This is a genomic window from Pseudomonas sp. (assembly GCF_017744435.1).
In the GTDB taxonomy this organism is placed as follows: Bacteria; Pseudomonadota; Gammaproteobacteria; order Pseudomonadales; family Pseudomonadaceae; genus Aquipseudomonas.
Map to the genome: position 1 here is coordinate 12,758 of NZ_JAGIBG010000029.1, position 14,141 is coordinate 26,898.

11 protein-coding genes are annotated in these 14,141 nt (G+C 64.0%); 9 read left to right on the forward strand and 2 right to left on the reverse strand.

Features of this window, described 5'->3' with window-relative positions; all coding sequences use genetic code 11:
* Positions 1 to 280: 280 nt before the first annotated feature.
* Positions 281 to 1,381, forward strand: a complete 1,101-nt coding sequence (gene gbcB, locus J7573_RS18660; RefSeq protein ID WP_294338517.1) for a glycine-betaine demethylase subunit GbcB — start codon at positions 281 to 283, stop codon at positions 1,379 to 1,381.
* Between the two features lie 91 nt (positions 1,382 to 1,472).
* On the opposite strand, the gene J7573_RS18665 is transcribed toward gbcB, so the two are convergent.
* On the reverse strand, positions 1,473 to 3,098 hold the full coding sequence (locus tag J7573_RS18665; RefSeq protein ID WP_294338518.1) for a methyl-accepting chemotaxis protein: 1,626 nt from the start codon (positions 3,096 to 3,098) through the stop codon (positions 1,473 to 1,475).
* Between the two features lie 275 nt (positions 3,099 to 3,373).
* Here J7573_RS18665 and J7573_RS18670 point away from each other — a divergent pair, with 275 nt between their 5' ends.
* The 3 genes from J7573_RS18670 (at position 3,374) to J7573_RS18680 (ending at position 5,977) form a co-directional block, all read left to right on the forward strand.
* A complete protein-coding gene (locus tag J7573_RS18670; RefSeq protein ID WP_110639187.1) occupies positions 3,374 to 3,604 on the forward strand; it encodes a hypothetical protein in 231 nt (76 codons plus the stop codon).
* Positions 3,601 to 3,903, forward strand: coding sequence for a cell division protein ZapA (locus tag J7573_RS18675; protein WP_294338522.1), 303 nt, complete (start codon positions 3,601 to 3,603; stop codon positions 3,901 to 3,903). Before J7573_RS18670 ends, J7573_RS18675 begins: the two co-directional genes overlap by 4 nt.
* A gap of 136 nt (positions 3,904 to 4,039) precedes the next feature.
* Positions 4,040 to 5,977, forward strand: coding sequence for a methyl-accepting chemotaxis protein (locus J7573_RS18680; protein WP_294338525.1), 1,938 nt, complete (start codon positions 4,040 to 4,042; stop codon positions 5,975 to 5,977).
* Positions 5,978 to 6,095: 118 nt separating this feature from the next.
* Here the strand turns inward: J7573_RS18680 and J7573_RS18685 are convergent, their stop codons facing one another.
* Positions 6,096 to 7,136: a low specificity L-threonine aldolase gene (locus J7573_RS18685; RefSeq protein ID WP_294338527.1), complete on the reverse strand. Its 1,041-nt coding sequence runs from the start codon at positions 7,134 to 7,136 to the stop codon at positions 6,096 to 6,098.
* Positions 7,137 to 7,448: 312 nt separating this feature from the next.
* Between J7573_RS18685 and J7573_RS18690 the strand changes: the two genes are divergently transcribed.
* From J7573_RS18690 to soxG, 5 genes are all read left to right on the forward strand, one after another.
* Positions 7,449 to 8,702, forward strand: a complete 1,254-nt coding sequence (locus J7573_RS18690; RefSeq protein ID WP_103448655.1) for a serine hydroxymethyltransferase — start codon at positions 7,449 to 7,451, stop codon at positions 8,700 to 8,702.
* A gap of 15 nt (positions 8,703 to 8,717) precedes the next feature.
* Positions 8,718 to 9,968 (forward strand): sarcosine oxidase subunit beta family protein, encoded by a 1,251-nt coding sequence (locus J7573_RS18695; RefSeq protein ID WP_003255680.1) that lies wholly within the window; start codon positions 8,718 to 8,720, stop codon positions 9,966 to 9,968.
* Positions 9,969 to 9,982: 14 nt separating this feature from the next.
* Positions 9,983 to 10,318 (forward strand): sarcosine oxidase subunit delta, encoded by a 336-nt coding sequence (locus J7573_RS18700; protein ID WP_294338552.1) that lies wholly within the window; start codon positions 9,983 to 9,985, stop codon positions 10,316 to 10,318.
* Positions 10,315 to 13,332 (forward strand): sarcosine oxidase subunit alpha, encoded by a 3,018-nt coding sequence (locus J7573_RS18705; protein WP_294338555.1) that lies wholly within the window; start codon positions 10,315 to 10,317, stop codon positions 13,330 to 13,332. The genes J7573_RS18700 and J7573_RS18705 overlap by 4 nt, the downstream gene beginning before the upstream one ends.
* A 170-nt stretch (positions 13,333 to 13,502) precedes the next feature.
* Positions 13,503 to 14,135 (forward strand): sarcosine oxidase subunit gamma family protein, encoded by a 633-nt coding sequence (gene soxG / locus J7573_RS18710; RefSeq protein WP_294338558.1) that lies wholly within the window; start codon positions 13,503 to 13,505, stop codon positions 14,133 to 14,135.
* The last annotated feature ends 6 nt before the right edge of the window (positions 14,136 to 14,141 follow it).

Sequence of the window (14,141 nt, forward strand, 5' to 3'; positions counted from 1 at the left end):
GCCGCGTGCGGCCGGCAAAAGGTGGCTAATCGTTATTGTGGTGCCGCAAGGCTGCTCTTGAAAAAACAGCGAATTCTTTTGCCGTGGAGTGTGCGTCCGAAGACGCCATGAACCGTATCCATGGGCGACATGGCCGATTTGAATTACGACGCGCCAGCCCTTGTAGCGCGGGGCTGGTCGCGATAAGCACGTCGATGTCGCTGGCAGGAATGTACGCAGCCGGAAGCTTGCGCATTATCCAAGCCATAAAAAGGGCCATAGTCGGCCGCTGGAGATGAACATGTCCGATACCTTCCTCAATCCGGTCACCACCCAGACCTGGGCCAACGGCCGCCACATCGTGCGCTGCGTCAAGGTCATCCAGGAGACCTGGGACGTGCGCACCTTCTGCTTCATGGCCGACCAGCCGATCATGTTCTTCTTCAAGCCCGGGCAGTTCGTCACCCTGGAGCTGGAGATCGAAGGCAAGCCGGTGATGCGCTCGTACACCATCTCCAGTTCGCCGTCGGTGCCCTACAGCTTCTCGATCACCGTCAAGCGCGTGCCGGGCGGGTTGGTGTCCAACTTCCTCCACGACACCATGCACGAAGGCGCCGAGCTGCCGGTGCACGGGCCGGTGGGGCTGTTCAACGCCATCGACTTCCCGGCGGGCAAGGTGCTGTACCTTTCCGGTGGCGTGGGCATTACCCCGGTGATGTCGATGGCGCGCTGGTTCTACGACACCAACGCCAACGTCGATATGGTCTTCGTGCACAGCGCCCGCTCGCCGAAAGACATCATCTACCACCGCGAGCTGGAGCAGATGGCTTCGCGCATCCCCAACTTCAGCCTGCACATCATCTGCGAGAAGCACGGGCTGGGTGAGCCGTGGGCGGGTTATCGCGGCTACCTGAACCAGCGCCTGATGGAGCTGATCTCGCCCGATTACATGGAGCGCACGATCTTCTGCTGCGGCCCGACGCCGTACATGACCGCAGTCAAGCGCATGCTCGAGGCGGTTGGCTTCGACATGAAGAACTACCACGAGGAATCGTTCGGCGCGACGCCAGCGGAAGCCAAGGCCGATGCGGTGGAGCATGCCGAACAGGCGGCCGATGCGCCGGAAGTGGCGGCTTCGGACCTCAACCTGGTGGAGTTCATCGGCAGCGAGAAGAGCATCCGCGTCGCCCCGGGCGAGACCGTGCACGCGGCGGCGGCGAAAGTCGGGCTGATGATTCCGAAAGCCTGCGGCATGGGTATCTGCGGGACCTGCAAGGTGCTCAAGCTGGGCGGCGAAGTGGAGATGGAGCACAACGGCGGGATTACCGAGGAAGACGAAGCCGAGGGCTACATCCTGTCGTGCTGCAGTGTGCCGAAAGGGGATGTGCGGATCGATTACTGATCCAGTGGCCAGTCTGGACTCTTCGCGGGCACGCCCGCTCCCACAGGGTCTGCGGTGAACCTTGTGGGAGCGGGCGTGCCCGCGAATGCTTTCAGGTGCGGAACCGGGCTACCAGGCCATTGAGGTCTACGGCCAGGCGCGACAACTCGGCACTTGCCGCACTGGTCTGATGCGCCCCGGTAGCACTCTGCACCGACAGGTCGTTGATGTTCACCAGGTTGCGGTCCACCTCCCGCGCCACCTGGGCCTGTTCCTCGGCCGCACTGGCGATCACCAGGTTACGCTCGTTGATCTGCGCCACAGCCCCGGCAATGGTATCCAGCGCCATGCCCGCACCCTTGGCGATGTTCAACGTCGACTCGGCGCGCTCGGTGCTGGTGCGCATCGACTCCACCGCCTGTTCGGTACCGCCCTGGATGCTGCCGATCATGCGCTCGATTTCACTGGTCGACTGCTGGGTGCGATGGGCCAGCGCCCGCACCTCGTCCGCCACCACGGCAAAGCCACGACCGGCCTCACCGGCACGTGCCGCTTCGATCGCCGCGTTCAGCGCCAGCAGGTTGGTCTGGTCGGCCAGGCCGCGGATCACGTCGAGCACCTTGCCGATGTCGCGCGACTGCTCGGCCAGGTGAGTGATCAGCTTGGCGGTGGCCTGCACGTCACCGCTCATGCGCTCGATGGCACCCACGGTTTCCATGACCAGGTCACGACCGTCGCCGGCCGAGCGGCTGGCTTCGCTTGAAGCCTCCGAAGTGCTGACCGCATTACGCGCCACTTCTTCCACGGCGCTGGTCATCTCGGTGACGGCGGTGGCGGCCTGTTCGATCTCGTTGTTCTGCTGCTGCAGGCCGCGAGCGCTTTCGTCGGTGACGCAGTTCAGCTCTTCGGCTGCCGAGGCCAGCTGGGTGGCGGAACCGGCGATCAGTTGCAGGGTGTCGCGCAGCTTGTCCTGCATACGGGCCATGGCGCGCTGCAGGCGGGCCGCTTCGTCGGTGCCTTCGGCGCGGATGACCTTGGTCAGGTCGCCGTCAGCCACCTGTTCGGCGGCCTGCAGCGCTTCTTCGATCGGCTTGACGATGCTGCGGGTCAGCAGGAAGGCGCAGAGGAACGTCAGCACGGTCGCGGCAATCAACAGGCCGATCACCAGGGCGAAGGCGGCGGAATACTGGCTGGCGGCGGTTTCATTGGTGACGCGGGTCTGGTCAGTGTTGATCTGCACCAGAGTGTCCATGATCTTGTTGATCTGTTCGGAGTTGGCCAGCAGGTCACGGTTGAGCAGGTCGCGCAGTTCGTCCAGGCGGTCGGCCTGGCTCAGGCTGCGCATGCGCGACTCGAGCTGGCGGTACTGGCTGAGCAGCTGGGTGTACTGGTCGAACGCAGCCCGCTCGTTGGCGGCGCCGATCATCGGCAGGTAGGCCTGGTGGGCGCGGTCGATCTGGGCGTTGCGCTGGTCCAGCAGGTTGAGGGTGTCGCGCAGGGTCTCAGGCTCGCGGTTGAGCAGCAGCCGGTACGACAGGGTACGCATGCGCAGGTTGAGCGCGGTCAGCTCGTCCAGGGTCTTGATGCTGGGGACGCTGTTTTCTTCGATGGTCACGCCAGCCTGTCGGATGTTGCCCATCTGCATGAGCGAAAAGATACCAAGGCCGAGCATGAGCACGCCGATCAGGGCGAACCCGAGCAACGCGCGCGGGGCGATGTTCATGTTGCGTAGAGACATGGGGAAGAGTCCGGAAGGGGATAGGGAGGCGCGGTCCGTGCGACGAAATATGACCTACCTGTCTATCGGTCGTGACTGAGCAGTCTTGAGCCCGGGCAAGGGAAAATGTGAGCCAGCTAACTATTTACCTGACCGGCGGTTGATCCAGGTCGGAACAAGGGGCCCGATACCCTGTCAATCTGCGGGGTAGAAACCTTATGAATCCGATATTTAATGGCGGGGGCTCACGCTTTTCTTTATCGTGTGCGCCCTTTGCAACAACCCGAGATAGACCCATGCTGGAAGCCTCCCTGAATCAACTCGAGCAACTGGTCAGCGACCTGATGCAGAAAAACGCTCAACTCACCGAGCAGAACACCACCCTCGACCAGGCACTGGCCCAGGCCAAGGAAGAAAACGAAACCCTGCAGCTGTCGCTGATGGAGCAGGAAGAGAAGCACGGTGCCACCGCTGCGCGCATCCAGGCGCTGGTTGACCGCGCCAGTGCAGGCGTCGTCGGCGCATGAGATTGCAAGCGCAGCCGATCAATGTCGTGTCGATCCTCGGCAGCGACTATTCGATCAAGGCGCCCGAAGGCCAGGAAGAGACCTTGGCCCAGGCAGTGCGGATGCTCAACACCGCGCTGAACGAGACCAAGCGCCAGTACCCGACCCTGATCGGCGACAAGTTGCTGGTGCTGGCCGCGCTGAATCTGTGTTCCAAGCAGGTTGAACTGCAAAAGGAACACCAGCAGACCCTCGCGCGTACCCAGGCGCAGATCGACGCCACGGTGGACGCCATCGTTCGGACCATCGCCGAACAGTAAGAATCTGCACTGGCCCCCTGTGGGAGCGGGTAAACCCGCTCCCACAGGCGCCATATGATTGTTCCAGATCACTGGATTAACTGAATACGCAAGTGTATACACTTCTCGCAAAACAATAATGAGCGGGGAGCGGGGCATGCGTATCTGGCGTAAGAGCATCCAGTGGCAATTGATTGCGAGCATGGGCGCTGCCCTGCTGGCGAGCATCCTGGTGGTTGTGATCATCTTTACGGTGGCACTCAACCGCCTGACCGAACGTTACCTGGTCGATACCGCTTTGCCGGCCAGCATCGAAGCTATCCGCAACGACATCGAGCGCATGCTCGGCCAGCCCCTGGTGGCTGCGGCTGACATCGCGGGCAACACGCTGCTGCGTGACTGGCTCGCCGCCGGCGAAGATCCCGCTCAAGCCCCGCAATTCCTGGAATACCTGCAGGCTGCCAAGCAACGCAACCATGCATTTACCACGCTGTTCGCCTCGACCGAAACCGGCAACTACTACAACGAGAATGGCCTTGACCGTGTCCTCAGCCGTGGCAACCCCAATGACAAGTGGTTCTACGGCTACATCGACAGCGGCGCCGAACGCCTGGTGAATATCGACATCGACCATGCCACGGGCGAACTGGCGCTGTTCATCGATTACCGGGTGGAAAAGGCCGGCAAGCTGGTCGGTGTGGCCGGTATGGGCCTGCGCATGACCGAGCTGTCGAAGCTCATCCACGACTTCAGCTTCGGCGAGCACGGCAAGGTCTTCCTCGTGCGCAACGACGGCCTGATCCAGGTGCACCCGGACGCGGCCTTCAGCGGCAAGCGCCAGCTCGCCGAGCAAATGGGCGAGGACGCAGCCAGGGCTGTATTGGCCAAGGGGGGGCAACTGCACAGCGGCCAGTTCAGCCGAGACGGCGAAGACTATCTGGCGCTGGGGTTGCCCTTGCGCGACTTGAACTGGACCTTGGTGGCCGAGGTGCCGAAGGCGGAAATCTACGCGCAGATGCGTCAGGCGGTGTGGCTGACCAGCCTGATCGGCGGTGCGGTTGCGTTGATCTCGCTGCTGCTGGTGGTACTGCTGGCGCGTGGCCTGGTGCGGCCGATTCGCCGCGTCACCGCTGCGCTGGTAGAGATTGGCGGTGGGAGCGGGGACCTCAGCCATCGCCTGGACGATGCCCGCCAGGATGAACTGGGCGACCTGGCCCGTGGTTTCAACCGCTTCCTCGACAGCCAGCGCGGCCTGATTGGCGAAGTGTTGCGTACCAGCCAGCGGCTGCACCTGGCTGTGGAGCAGGTCACCCAGGTGGTGGATAACACGGCCGAACGCTCCGGTCGCCAGCAGGAAATGACCGAGATGGTCGCTACCGCCGTGCACGAGATGGGCCTGACCGTGCAGGACATCGCCCGTAACGCCGGCGATGCAGCCCAGGCCTCGCAATCGGCGCGGGAGGAGGCGTTGCAGGCACGCGAAGTCGTGCAGCGTTCGATCCGAGGTATCGAGGGCATGTCGGGCGATATCGGCAAGGCGGCCGATGCCGTCAGCCAGTTGGCGGATGAAGTTGCCTCGATCGATGAAGTGCTTGCGGTAATCCGCAGTATTTCCGAGCAGACCAACTTGCTGGCGCTGAACGCAGCCATTGAGGCCGCGCGGGCAGGGGAGATGGGCCGCGGGTTTGCCGTTGTGGCCGACGAAGTGCGCACGTTGGCCCGGCGTACTCAGCTGTCCACCGACGAAGTGCAGCAGATGATCCAGCGCCTGAAGCAGGGGGCGGGTTCGGCAGTGAGTTCGATGCAGGCGGGGCAGCAGGCTACGGGCAGCGGGGTTGAATCGAGCTTGCGCACGGGCACATCGTTGGGCGCGATTACCGATCAGGTGGAGCACATCAGCGACATGAACCACCAGGTGGCCACGGCGACCGAGGAGCAGTCGGCGGTGACCGAGGAGATCAACCGGACGGTGCAGGGCATTTCCGACCTGGCGCGGGAGACGGCGGCCGAGGTGCAGGGGTGTCGCGAGGAATGTCAGGCGTTGCGTGGGCTGGCCGATGATCTGGCGCGGCAGATGGGTGGTTTCAAGCTCTAGATTGCCGGGGCCGCTTCGCGGCCCTTTCGCGACACAAGGCCGCTCCTACAGGTAATGCGTTCCCCTGTAGGAGCGGCCTTGTGTCGCGAAAGGAGGGCGAAGCCCTCCCGGCAATCTGTCAGGCGGTGATGATGCTGCGGATATCCGCTGCCAGCTCACGCACCCGCTCTTCCTCGGTATCCCACGAGCACATGAACCGCGCGCCGCCGCTACCAATGAAGGTATAGAAACGCCAGCCCCTGCCGCGCAGTGCTTCAATGGCATGCTCAGGCATCTGCAGGAACACCCCGTTGGCCTCCACCGGGAACATCAGCTCGACCCCTGGCAGATCACTCACCAGCGACGCCAGCAACTGCGCGCAACGGTTGGCATGGGCGCCATGGCGCAACCAGGCGCCATCTTCCAGCAGCCCGACCCACGGCGCCGACAGGAAGCGCATCTTCGACGCCAGTTGCCCGGCCTGCTTGCAGCGGTAGTCGAAGTCTTCGGCCAGCTGGCGGTTGAAGAACAGGATCGCCTCGCCCACCGCCATGCCGTTCTTGGTGCCGCCAAAGCACAGCACATCGACGCCGGCCTTCCAGGTCAGCTCGGCCGGGCTGCAGCCGAGGAACGCGCAGGCGTTGGTGAAGCGCGCGCCGTCCATGTGCAGGTTCAGGCCCAGCTCCTTGCAGGTGGCGCTGATCGCCTTGAGCTCGTCGGGGCGATAGACGGTGCCGACCTCGGTGGCCTGGGTGATGGTGACCACCCGCGGCTTGGGGTAGTGGATGTCCTGGCGCTTGAGCGCCACTTCGCGGATCGATTCCGGCGTCAGCTTGCCGTTGACGCTGGGTGCGGTGAGCAGCTTGGAACCGTTGGAGAAAAACTCCGGCGCGCCGCACTCGTCGGTTTCGACGTGGGCGGTCTCGGAGCAGATCACGCTGTGGTAGCTCTGGCACAGCGAGGCCAGGGCCAGGGAGTTGGCAGCGGTGCCGTTGAAGGCGAAGAACACTTCGCAGTCGGTTTCGAACAGGTTGCGGAAGTACTCCGACGCACGCTCGGTCCACTGGTCGTCGCCGTAGGCGCGGTCGTGGCCCTGGTTGGCCTTTTCCATCGCGGCCCAGGCTTCGGGGCAGATGCCGGAATAGTTGTCGCTGGCGAATTGTTGGCTCTTGTCTGTCATGGCACTGTCCTGTGAACGACGCAGAACAGCACTCTAAACCATCGATTCAGCGGTTGCCTATACAAGCTGTGCATAGGCTCGATTCTGGGTTGCCTGTGCTGGCCTCTTCGCGGGCACGCCCGCTCCCACAGGGTGAGCGCGGTCCCTGTGGGAGCGGGCGCGCCCGCGAAGAAGCCAACACCACAGCGAATGTCGTAAACGCGCCATTGCAAGGCGTGCGCAGGCATCTGACCCGCCCCGGCCAGTCATAACATCGCCACAAAGGGCCACAGTGCCCCACGACAAAAAACGATCGCTGCCGGGAGAGACACGATGTTCAGCAAGCAAGACCAGATCCAGGGTTATGACGATGCACTGCTGGCGGCGATGAATGCCGAAGAACAGCGTCAGGAAGATCACATCGAGCTGATCGCTTCGGAAAACTACACCAGCAAGCGCGTGATGCAGGCCCAGGGCAGCGGCCTGACCAACAAGTACGCCGAAGGCTACCCGGGCAAGCGCTACTACGGTGGCTGCGAGCACGTCGACAAGGTCGAGGCGCTGGCCATCGAGCGCGCCAAGCAGCTGTTCGGCGCCGACTACGCCAACGTCCAGCCGCACTCCGGTTCCTCGGCCAACGGCGCGGTCTACCTGGCCCTGCTGCAGGCCGGTGACACCATCCTCGGCATGAGCCTGGCCCACGGCGGCCACCTGACCCACGGCGCCAAGGTGTCGTCCTCGGGCAAGCTGTACAACGCCGTTCAATATGGCATCAATACCGACACCGGCCTGATCGACTACGACGAAGTCGAGCGCCTGGCTGTCGAGCACAAGCCGAAGATGATCGTTGCCGGTTTCTCGGCCTACTCCAAGACCCTCGACTTCCCACGCTTCCGCGCCATCGCCGACAAGGTCGGTGCGCTGCTGTTCGTCGACATGGCCCACGTTGCCGGCCTGGTTGCCGCTGGCCTGTACCCGAACCCGATCCCGTTCGCCGACGTGGTCACCACCACTACCCACAAGACCCTGCGCGGTCCACGTGGCGGCCTGATCCTGGCCAAGTCCAACGAAGAGATCGAGAAGAAGCTCAACGCCGCGGTATTCCCGGGCGCCCAGGGCGGCCCGCTGATGCACGTGATCGCCGCCAAGGCGGTGTGCTTCAAGGAAGCGCTGGAACCTGGCTTCAAGGCCTACCAGAAGCAAGTGATCGAAAACGCCCAGGCCATGGCCCAGGTATTCATCGACCGCGGCTACGACGTGGTCTCCGGCGGTACCGACAACCACCTGTTCCTGGTCAGCCTGATCCGCCAGGGCCTGACCGGCAAAGATGCCGACGCTGCCCTGGGCCGCGCGCACATCACCGTCAACAAGAACGCCGTGCCGAACGACCCGCAGTCGCCGTTCGTCACCTCCGGCCTGCGCATCGGCACCCCGGCCGTCACCACCCGCGGCTTCAAGGTCGCTCAGTGCGTGGCCCTGGCCGGCTGGATCTGCGACATCCTCGACAACCTCGGTGACGCAGACGTCGAAGCCGATGTGGCGAAGAACGTCGCGGCCCTGTGCGCCGACTTCCCTGTTTACCGCTGAGTGGAGTAAACGAACATGCAACGCTACTCGGGCTTCGGCCTTTTCAAGCACTCCCTCAGCCACCACGAAAACTGGCAGCGCATGTGGCGCACGCCGACCCCTAAAAAGGTCTACGACGTGGTCATCGTCGGCGGTGGCGGCCATGGCCTGGCCACGGCCTATTACCTGGCCAAGGAACACGGCATCACCAACGTCGCGGTGATCGAGAAGGGTTACCTGGGCGGCGGCAACACCGCCCGTAACACCACCATCGTGCGTTCCAACTACCTGTGGGACGAGTCGGCGCACCTGTACGAGCACGCCATGAAGCTGTGGGAGGGCCTGTCCCAGGACCTCAACTACAACGTGATGTTCTCTCAGCGCGGCGTCTACAACCTGTGCCACACCCTGCAAGACATGCGTGACTCCGAGCGCCGCGTCTCCGCCAACCGCCTCAATGGCGTCGATGGCGAACTGCTGAACACCGCCCAGGTCGCGGCTGAAATCCCGTACCTGGACTGCTCGAAGAACACCCGCTACCCGATCCTCGGCGCCACTGTTCAGCGCCGTGGCGGCGTAGCCCGTCACGACGCCGTGGCCTGGGGCTTCGCCCGTGCCGCCGACGCCCTGGGCGTGGACCTGATCCAGCAGACCGAAGTGATCGGTTTCCGCAAGGAAAACGGCGCGGTCATCGGCGTGGAAACCAACAAAGGCTTCATCGGCGCCAAGCGCGTCGGCGTGGTCACCGCCGGTAACTCCGGGCACATGGCCAAGCTGGCCGGCTTCCGCCTGCCGCTGGAATCGCACCCGCTGCAGGCGCTGGTCTCCGAGCCGATCAAGCCGATCATCGACAGCGTGATCATGTCCAACGCCGTGCACGGCTACATCAGCCAGTCCGACAAGGGCGACCTGGTGATCGGTGCCGGTATCGACGGCTGGGTCGGCTACGGCCAGCGCGGTTCGTACCCGGTGATCGAGCACACCCTGCAGGCCATCGTCGAGATGTTCCCCAACCTCTCGCGCGTGCGCATGAACCGCCAGTGGGGCGGCATCGTCGACACCTCGCCGGACGCGTGCCCGATCATCACCAAGACCCCGGTCAAGAACATGTTCTTCAACTGCGGTTGGGGTACCGGCGGCTTCAAGGCGACCCCGGGTTCGGGCAACGTCTTTGCCGCGAGCCTGGCCAAGGGCGAAATGCACCCACTGGCCGCGCCGTTCTCCATGGACCGCTTCTACAACGGCGCACTGATCGACGAACACGGCGCTGCCGCCGTCGCCCACTAACCGGAGCCACCGTCATGTTGCATATTTTCTGTCCCCACTGCGGCGAGCTGCGCTCCGAAGAAGAGTTCCACGCCTCTGGCCAGGCGCACATCCCTCGCCCGCTGGACCCCAACGCCTGCTCCGACGAGGAGTGGGGCACCTACATGTTCTACCGTGACAACCCACGCGGTATTCACCACGAACTGTGGGACCACGTTGCCGGCTGCCGCCAGTACTTCAACGTCACCCGTAACACCGTGACCTACGAAATTCTGGAAACCTACAAGATTGGTGAGAAGCCGCAAGTGACCGACGCCGGCAAGCCAAGCAGCGCACCGTCGACCGTCAAAGGCCAAGGGGAAAAAGTATGAGCCAGACCTATCGCCTCGCCAGCGGCGGCCGTATCGACCGCAGCAAGGTCCTGAACTTCACCTTCAACGGCAAGACCTACCAGGGTTATGCCGGTGACAGCCTGGCCGCCGCGTTGCTGGCCAACGGCGTCGACATCGTTGGCCGCAGCTTCAAGTACTCGCGCCCACGCGGCATCATCGCCGCCGGTACCGAAGAGCCGAACGCCATCCTGCAGATCGGCTCCAGCGAAGCCACCCAGATCCCCAACGTGCGTGCCACCCAACAGGCGCTGTACGCAGGCCTGGTCGCCACCAGCACCAACGGCTGGCCGAACGTCAACAACGACGTCATGGGCATCCTCGGCAAGGTGGGCGGCAGCATGATGCCGCCGGGCTTCTACTACAAAACCTTCATGTACCCGAAATCGTTCTGGATGACTTACGAGAAGTACATCCGCAAAGCCGCCGGCCTTGGCCGTGCGCCGCTGCAGAACGACCCGGACAGCTACGACTACATGAACCAGCACTGCGACGTGTTGATCGTCGGTGCCGGCCCTGCTGGCCTGGCCGCCGCGCTGGCCGCTGCCCGCAGCGGTGCCCGCGTGATCCTGGCCGATGAGCAGGAAGAGTTCGGCGGCAGCCTGCTCGACACCCGCGAAACCCTCGACGGCAAGCCTGCCGCCGACTGGGTCAACGCCGTGGTCAAAGAGCTGGAAAGCCTGCCGGAAGTGACCCTGCTGCCCCGCGCCACGGTCAACGGCTACCACGACCATAACTTCCTGACCATTCACGAGCGCCTCACCGACCACCTCGGCGACCGCGCCCCGATCGGTCAGGTACGTCACCGCGTACACCGCGTCCGCGCCAAGCGCGTGGTGCTGGCTGCCGGCGCCCACGAGCGCCCGCTGGTGTACGGCAACAACGACCTGCCGGGCAACATGCTGGCCGGTGCCGTGTCCACCTACGTCCGCCGCTACGGCGTGGCCCCGGGCCGCAAGCTGGTGCTGTCGACCAACAACGACCACGCCTACCGCGCCGCGCTGGACTGGCACGATGCTGGCCTGCAAGTGGTCGCCATTGCCGACGCCCGCCACAACCCACGCGGTTCGCTGGTTGAGGAAGCACGTGCCAAGGGCATCCGCATCCTTACCTCCAGCGCCGTGATCGAGGCCAAGGGCACCAAGCATGTCAGCGGCGCCCGCGTGGCCGCCATCGATGTGCAGGCGCACAAGGTCACCAGCCCTGGCGAAACCCTCGAATGCGACCTGATCGCCACCTCCGGCGGCTACAGCCCGATCGTGCACCTGGCGTCGCACCTGGGCGGTCGCCCGGTCTGGCGTGAAGACATCCTCGGCTTTGTGCCGGGCGATGCCCCACAGAAACGTGAATGCGTGGGTGGCATCAACGGCGTCTACGCCCTCGGCGATGTGATTGCCGATGGCTTCGAAGGCGGCGCCCGCGCAGCCACCGAAGCGGGCTTCAAGGCCACCGTTGGCAGCCTGCCGAAAACCGTGGCGCGCAAGGAAGAGGCCACCGTGGCGCTGTTCCAGGTGCCGCACGACAAAGGCACTGCCCGCGCACCCAAGCAGTTCGTCGACCAGCAGAACGACGTTACCGCGGCGGCCATCGAACTGGCCACCCGCGAAGGCTTCGAGTCGGTCGAGCACGTCAAGCGCTACACCGCGCTGGGCTTCGGTACCGACCAGGGCAAGCTGGGCAACATCAACGGCCTGGCCATCGCCGCCCGTTCGATCGGCATCACCATCCCTGAAATGGGTACCACCATGTTCCGCCCGAACTACACGCCGGTGACCTTCGGCGCGGTAGCCGGTCGCCACTGTGGCCACCTGTTCGAGCCAGTGCGCTTCACCGCCCTGCATGCCTGGCACGTGAAGAACGGCGCCGAGTTCGAAGACGTCGGCCAGTGGAAGCGCCCGTGGTACTTCCCGAAAGCCGGTGAAGACATCCATGCCGCCGTAGCCCGTGAATGCAAGGCCGTGCGCGACAGCGTGGGCCTGCTGGACGCCTCGACCCTGGGCAAGATCGACATCCAGGGCCCGGACGCACGCGAGTTCCTCAACCGCATCTACACCAACGCCTGGACCAAGCTCGACGTGGGCAAGGCCCGCTACGGCCTGATGTGCAAGGAAGACGGCATGGTCTTCGACGACGGCGTGACCGCCTGCGTCGGCGACAACCACTTCATCATGACCACCACCACCGGCGGCGCCGCCCGCGTGCTGCAGTGGATGGAGCTGTACCACCAGACCGAATGGCCAGAGCTGAAGGTGTACTTCACCTCGGTCACCGACCACTGGGCGACCATGACCCTGTCCGGCCCCAACAGCCGCAAGCTGCTCAGCGAGCTGACCGACATCGACATGGACAAGGAAGCCTTCCCGTTCATGACCTGGAAGGAAGGCAACGTCGGCGGCGTGCCGGCCCGCGTATTCCGCATCTCGTTCACCGGTGAGCTGTCGTACGAAGTCAACGTGCAGGCCAACTACGCCATGGGCGTGCTGGAACAGATCATCGAGGCCGGCAAGAAATACAACCTGACCCCGTACGGCACCGAGACCATGCACGTACTGCGTGCCGAGAAGGGCTTCATCATCGTTGGCCAGGATACCGATGGCTCGATGAACCCGGACGACCTCAACATGAGCTGGTGCGTGGGCCGCAACAAGCCGTTCTCGTGGATCGGCCTGCGTGGCATGAACCGCGAAGACTGCCTGCGCGACAACCGCAAGCAGCTGGTAGGCCTGAAGCCGATCGACCCGAACAAGTGGCTGCCGGAAGGCGCCCAGCTGGTGTTCGATCCGAAGCAGCCGATCCCGATGGACATGGTGGGCCACGTCACCTCCAGCTACGCCTCCAACTCCCTGGGCTATTCGTTCGCCATGGGTGTGGTCAAGGGCGGCCTCAAGCGCATGGGCGAGCGTGTGTACTCGCCGCAGGCCGATGGCAGCGTGATCGAGGCGGAGATCGTGTCTTCGGTGTTCTTCGATCCGAAGGGTGAGCGGCAGAACGTCTAAGGCCCCGGTACCAACCGATGCCCAGTTTGGAATGAGGTCTCTGTGGGAGCGGGCGTGCCCGCGAAGAGGGCGGTGAATCCACCATCGCATTCGCGGGCATGCCCGCTCCCACAGGATGATCGTCTCCGGCAGGCATCGTGGTCGAATCCAGAATTCAAGGCAGGTAAGAAATGAGCGCTATCAACGTCTTCCAGCAAAACCCCGGCGCCGAGGCCAAGGCCCAGTCGCCACTGCACCACGCCGACCTGGCCAGCCTGGTTGGCAAAGGCCGCAAGAACGCAGGCGTGACCCTGCGTGAAAAGAAATTCCTCGGTCACCTGACCATTCGTGGCGATGGCCACAACCCGGAATTCGCCGCTGGCGTGCACAAGGCCCTGGGCCTGGAGCTGCCGGTTGCCCTGACCGTGGTCGCCAACAACGAGATGTCGCTGCAATGGGTCGGCCCCGACGAGTGGTTGCTGATCGTCCCGGGCGGCCAGGAACTGGCGATCGAACAGAAACTGCGCGCGGCCCTCGACGGCCAGCACATCCAGGTGGTCAACGTCAGCGGCGGGCAGAGCCTGCTGGAGCTGCGCGGCCCGAACGTGCGCGAAGTGCTGATGAAGTCCACCAGCTATGATGTTCACCCGAACAACTTCCCGGTCGGCAAGGCCGTCGGCACCGTGTTCGCCAAGTCGCAACTGGTGATCCGCCGTACCGCCGAAGACACCTGGGAACTGGTGATCCGCCGCAGCTTCGCCGATTACTGGTGGCTGTGGCTGCAGGACGCTTCGGCCGAGTATGGCCTGAGCATCGAGGCTTAAGGAGAG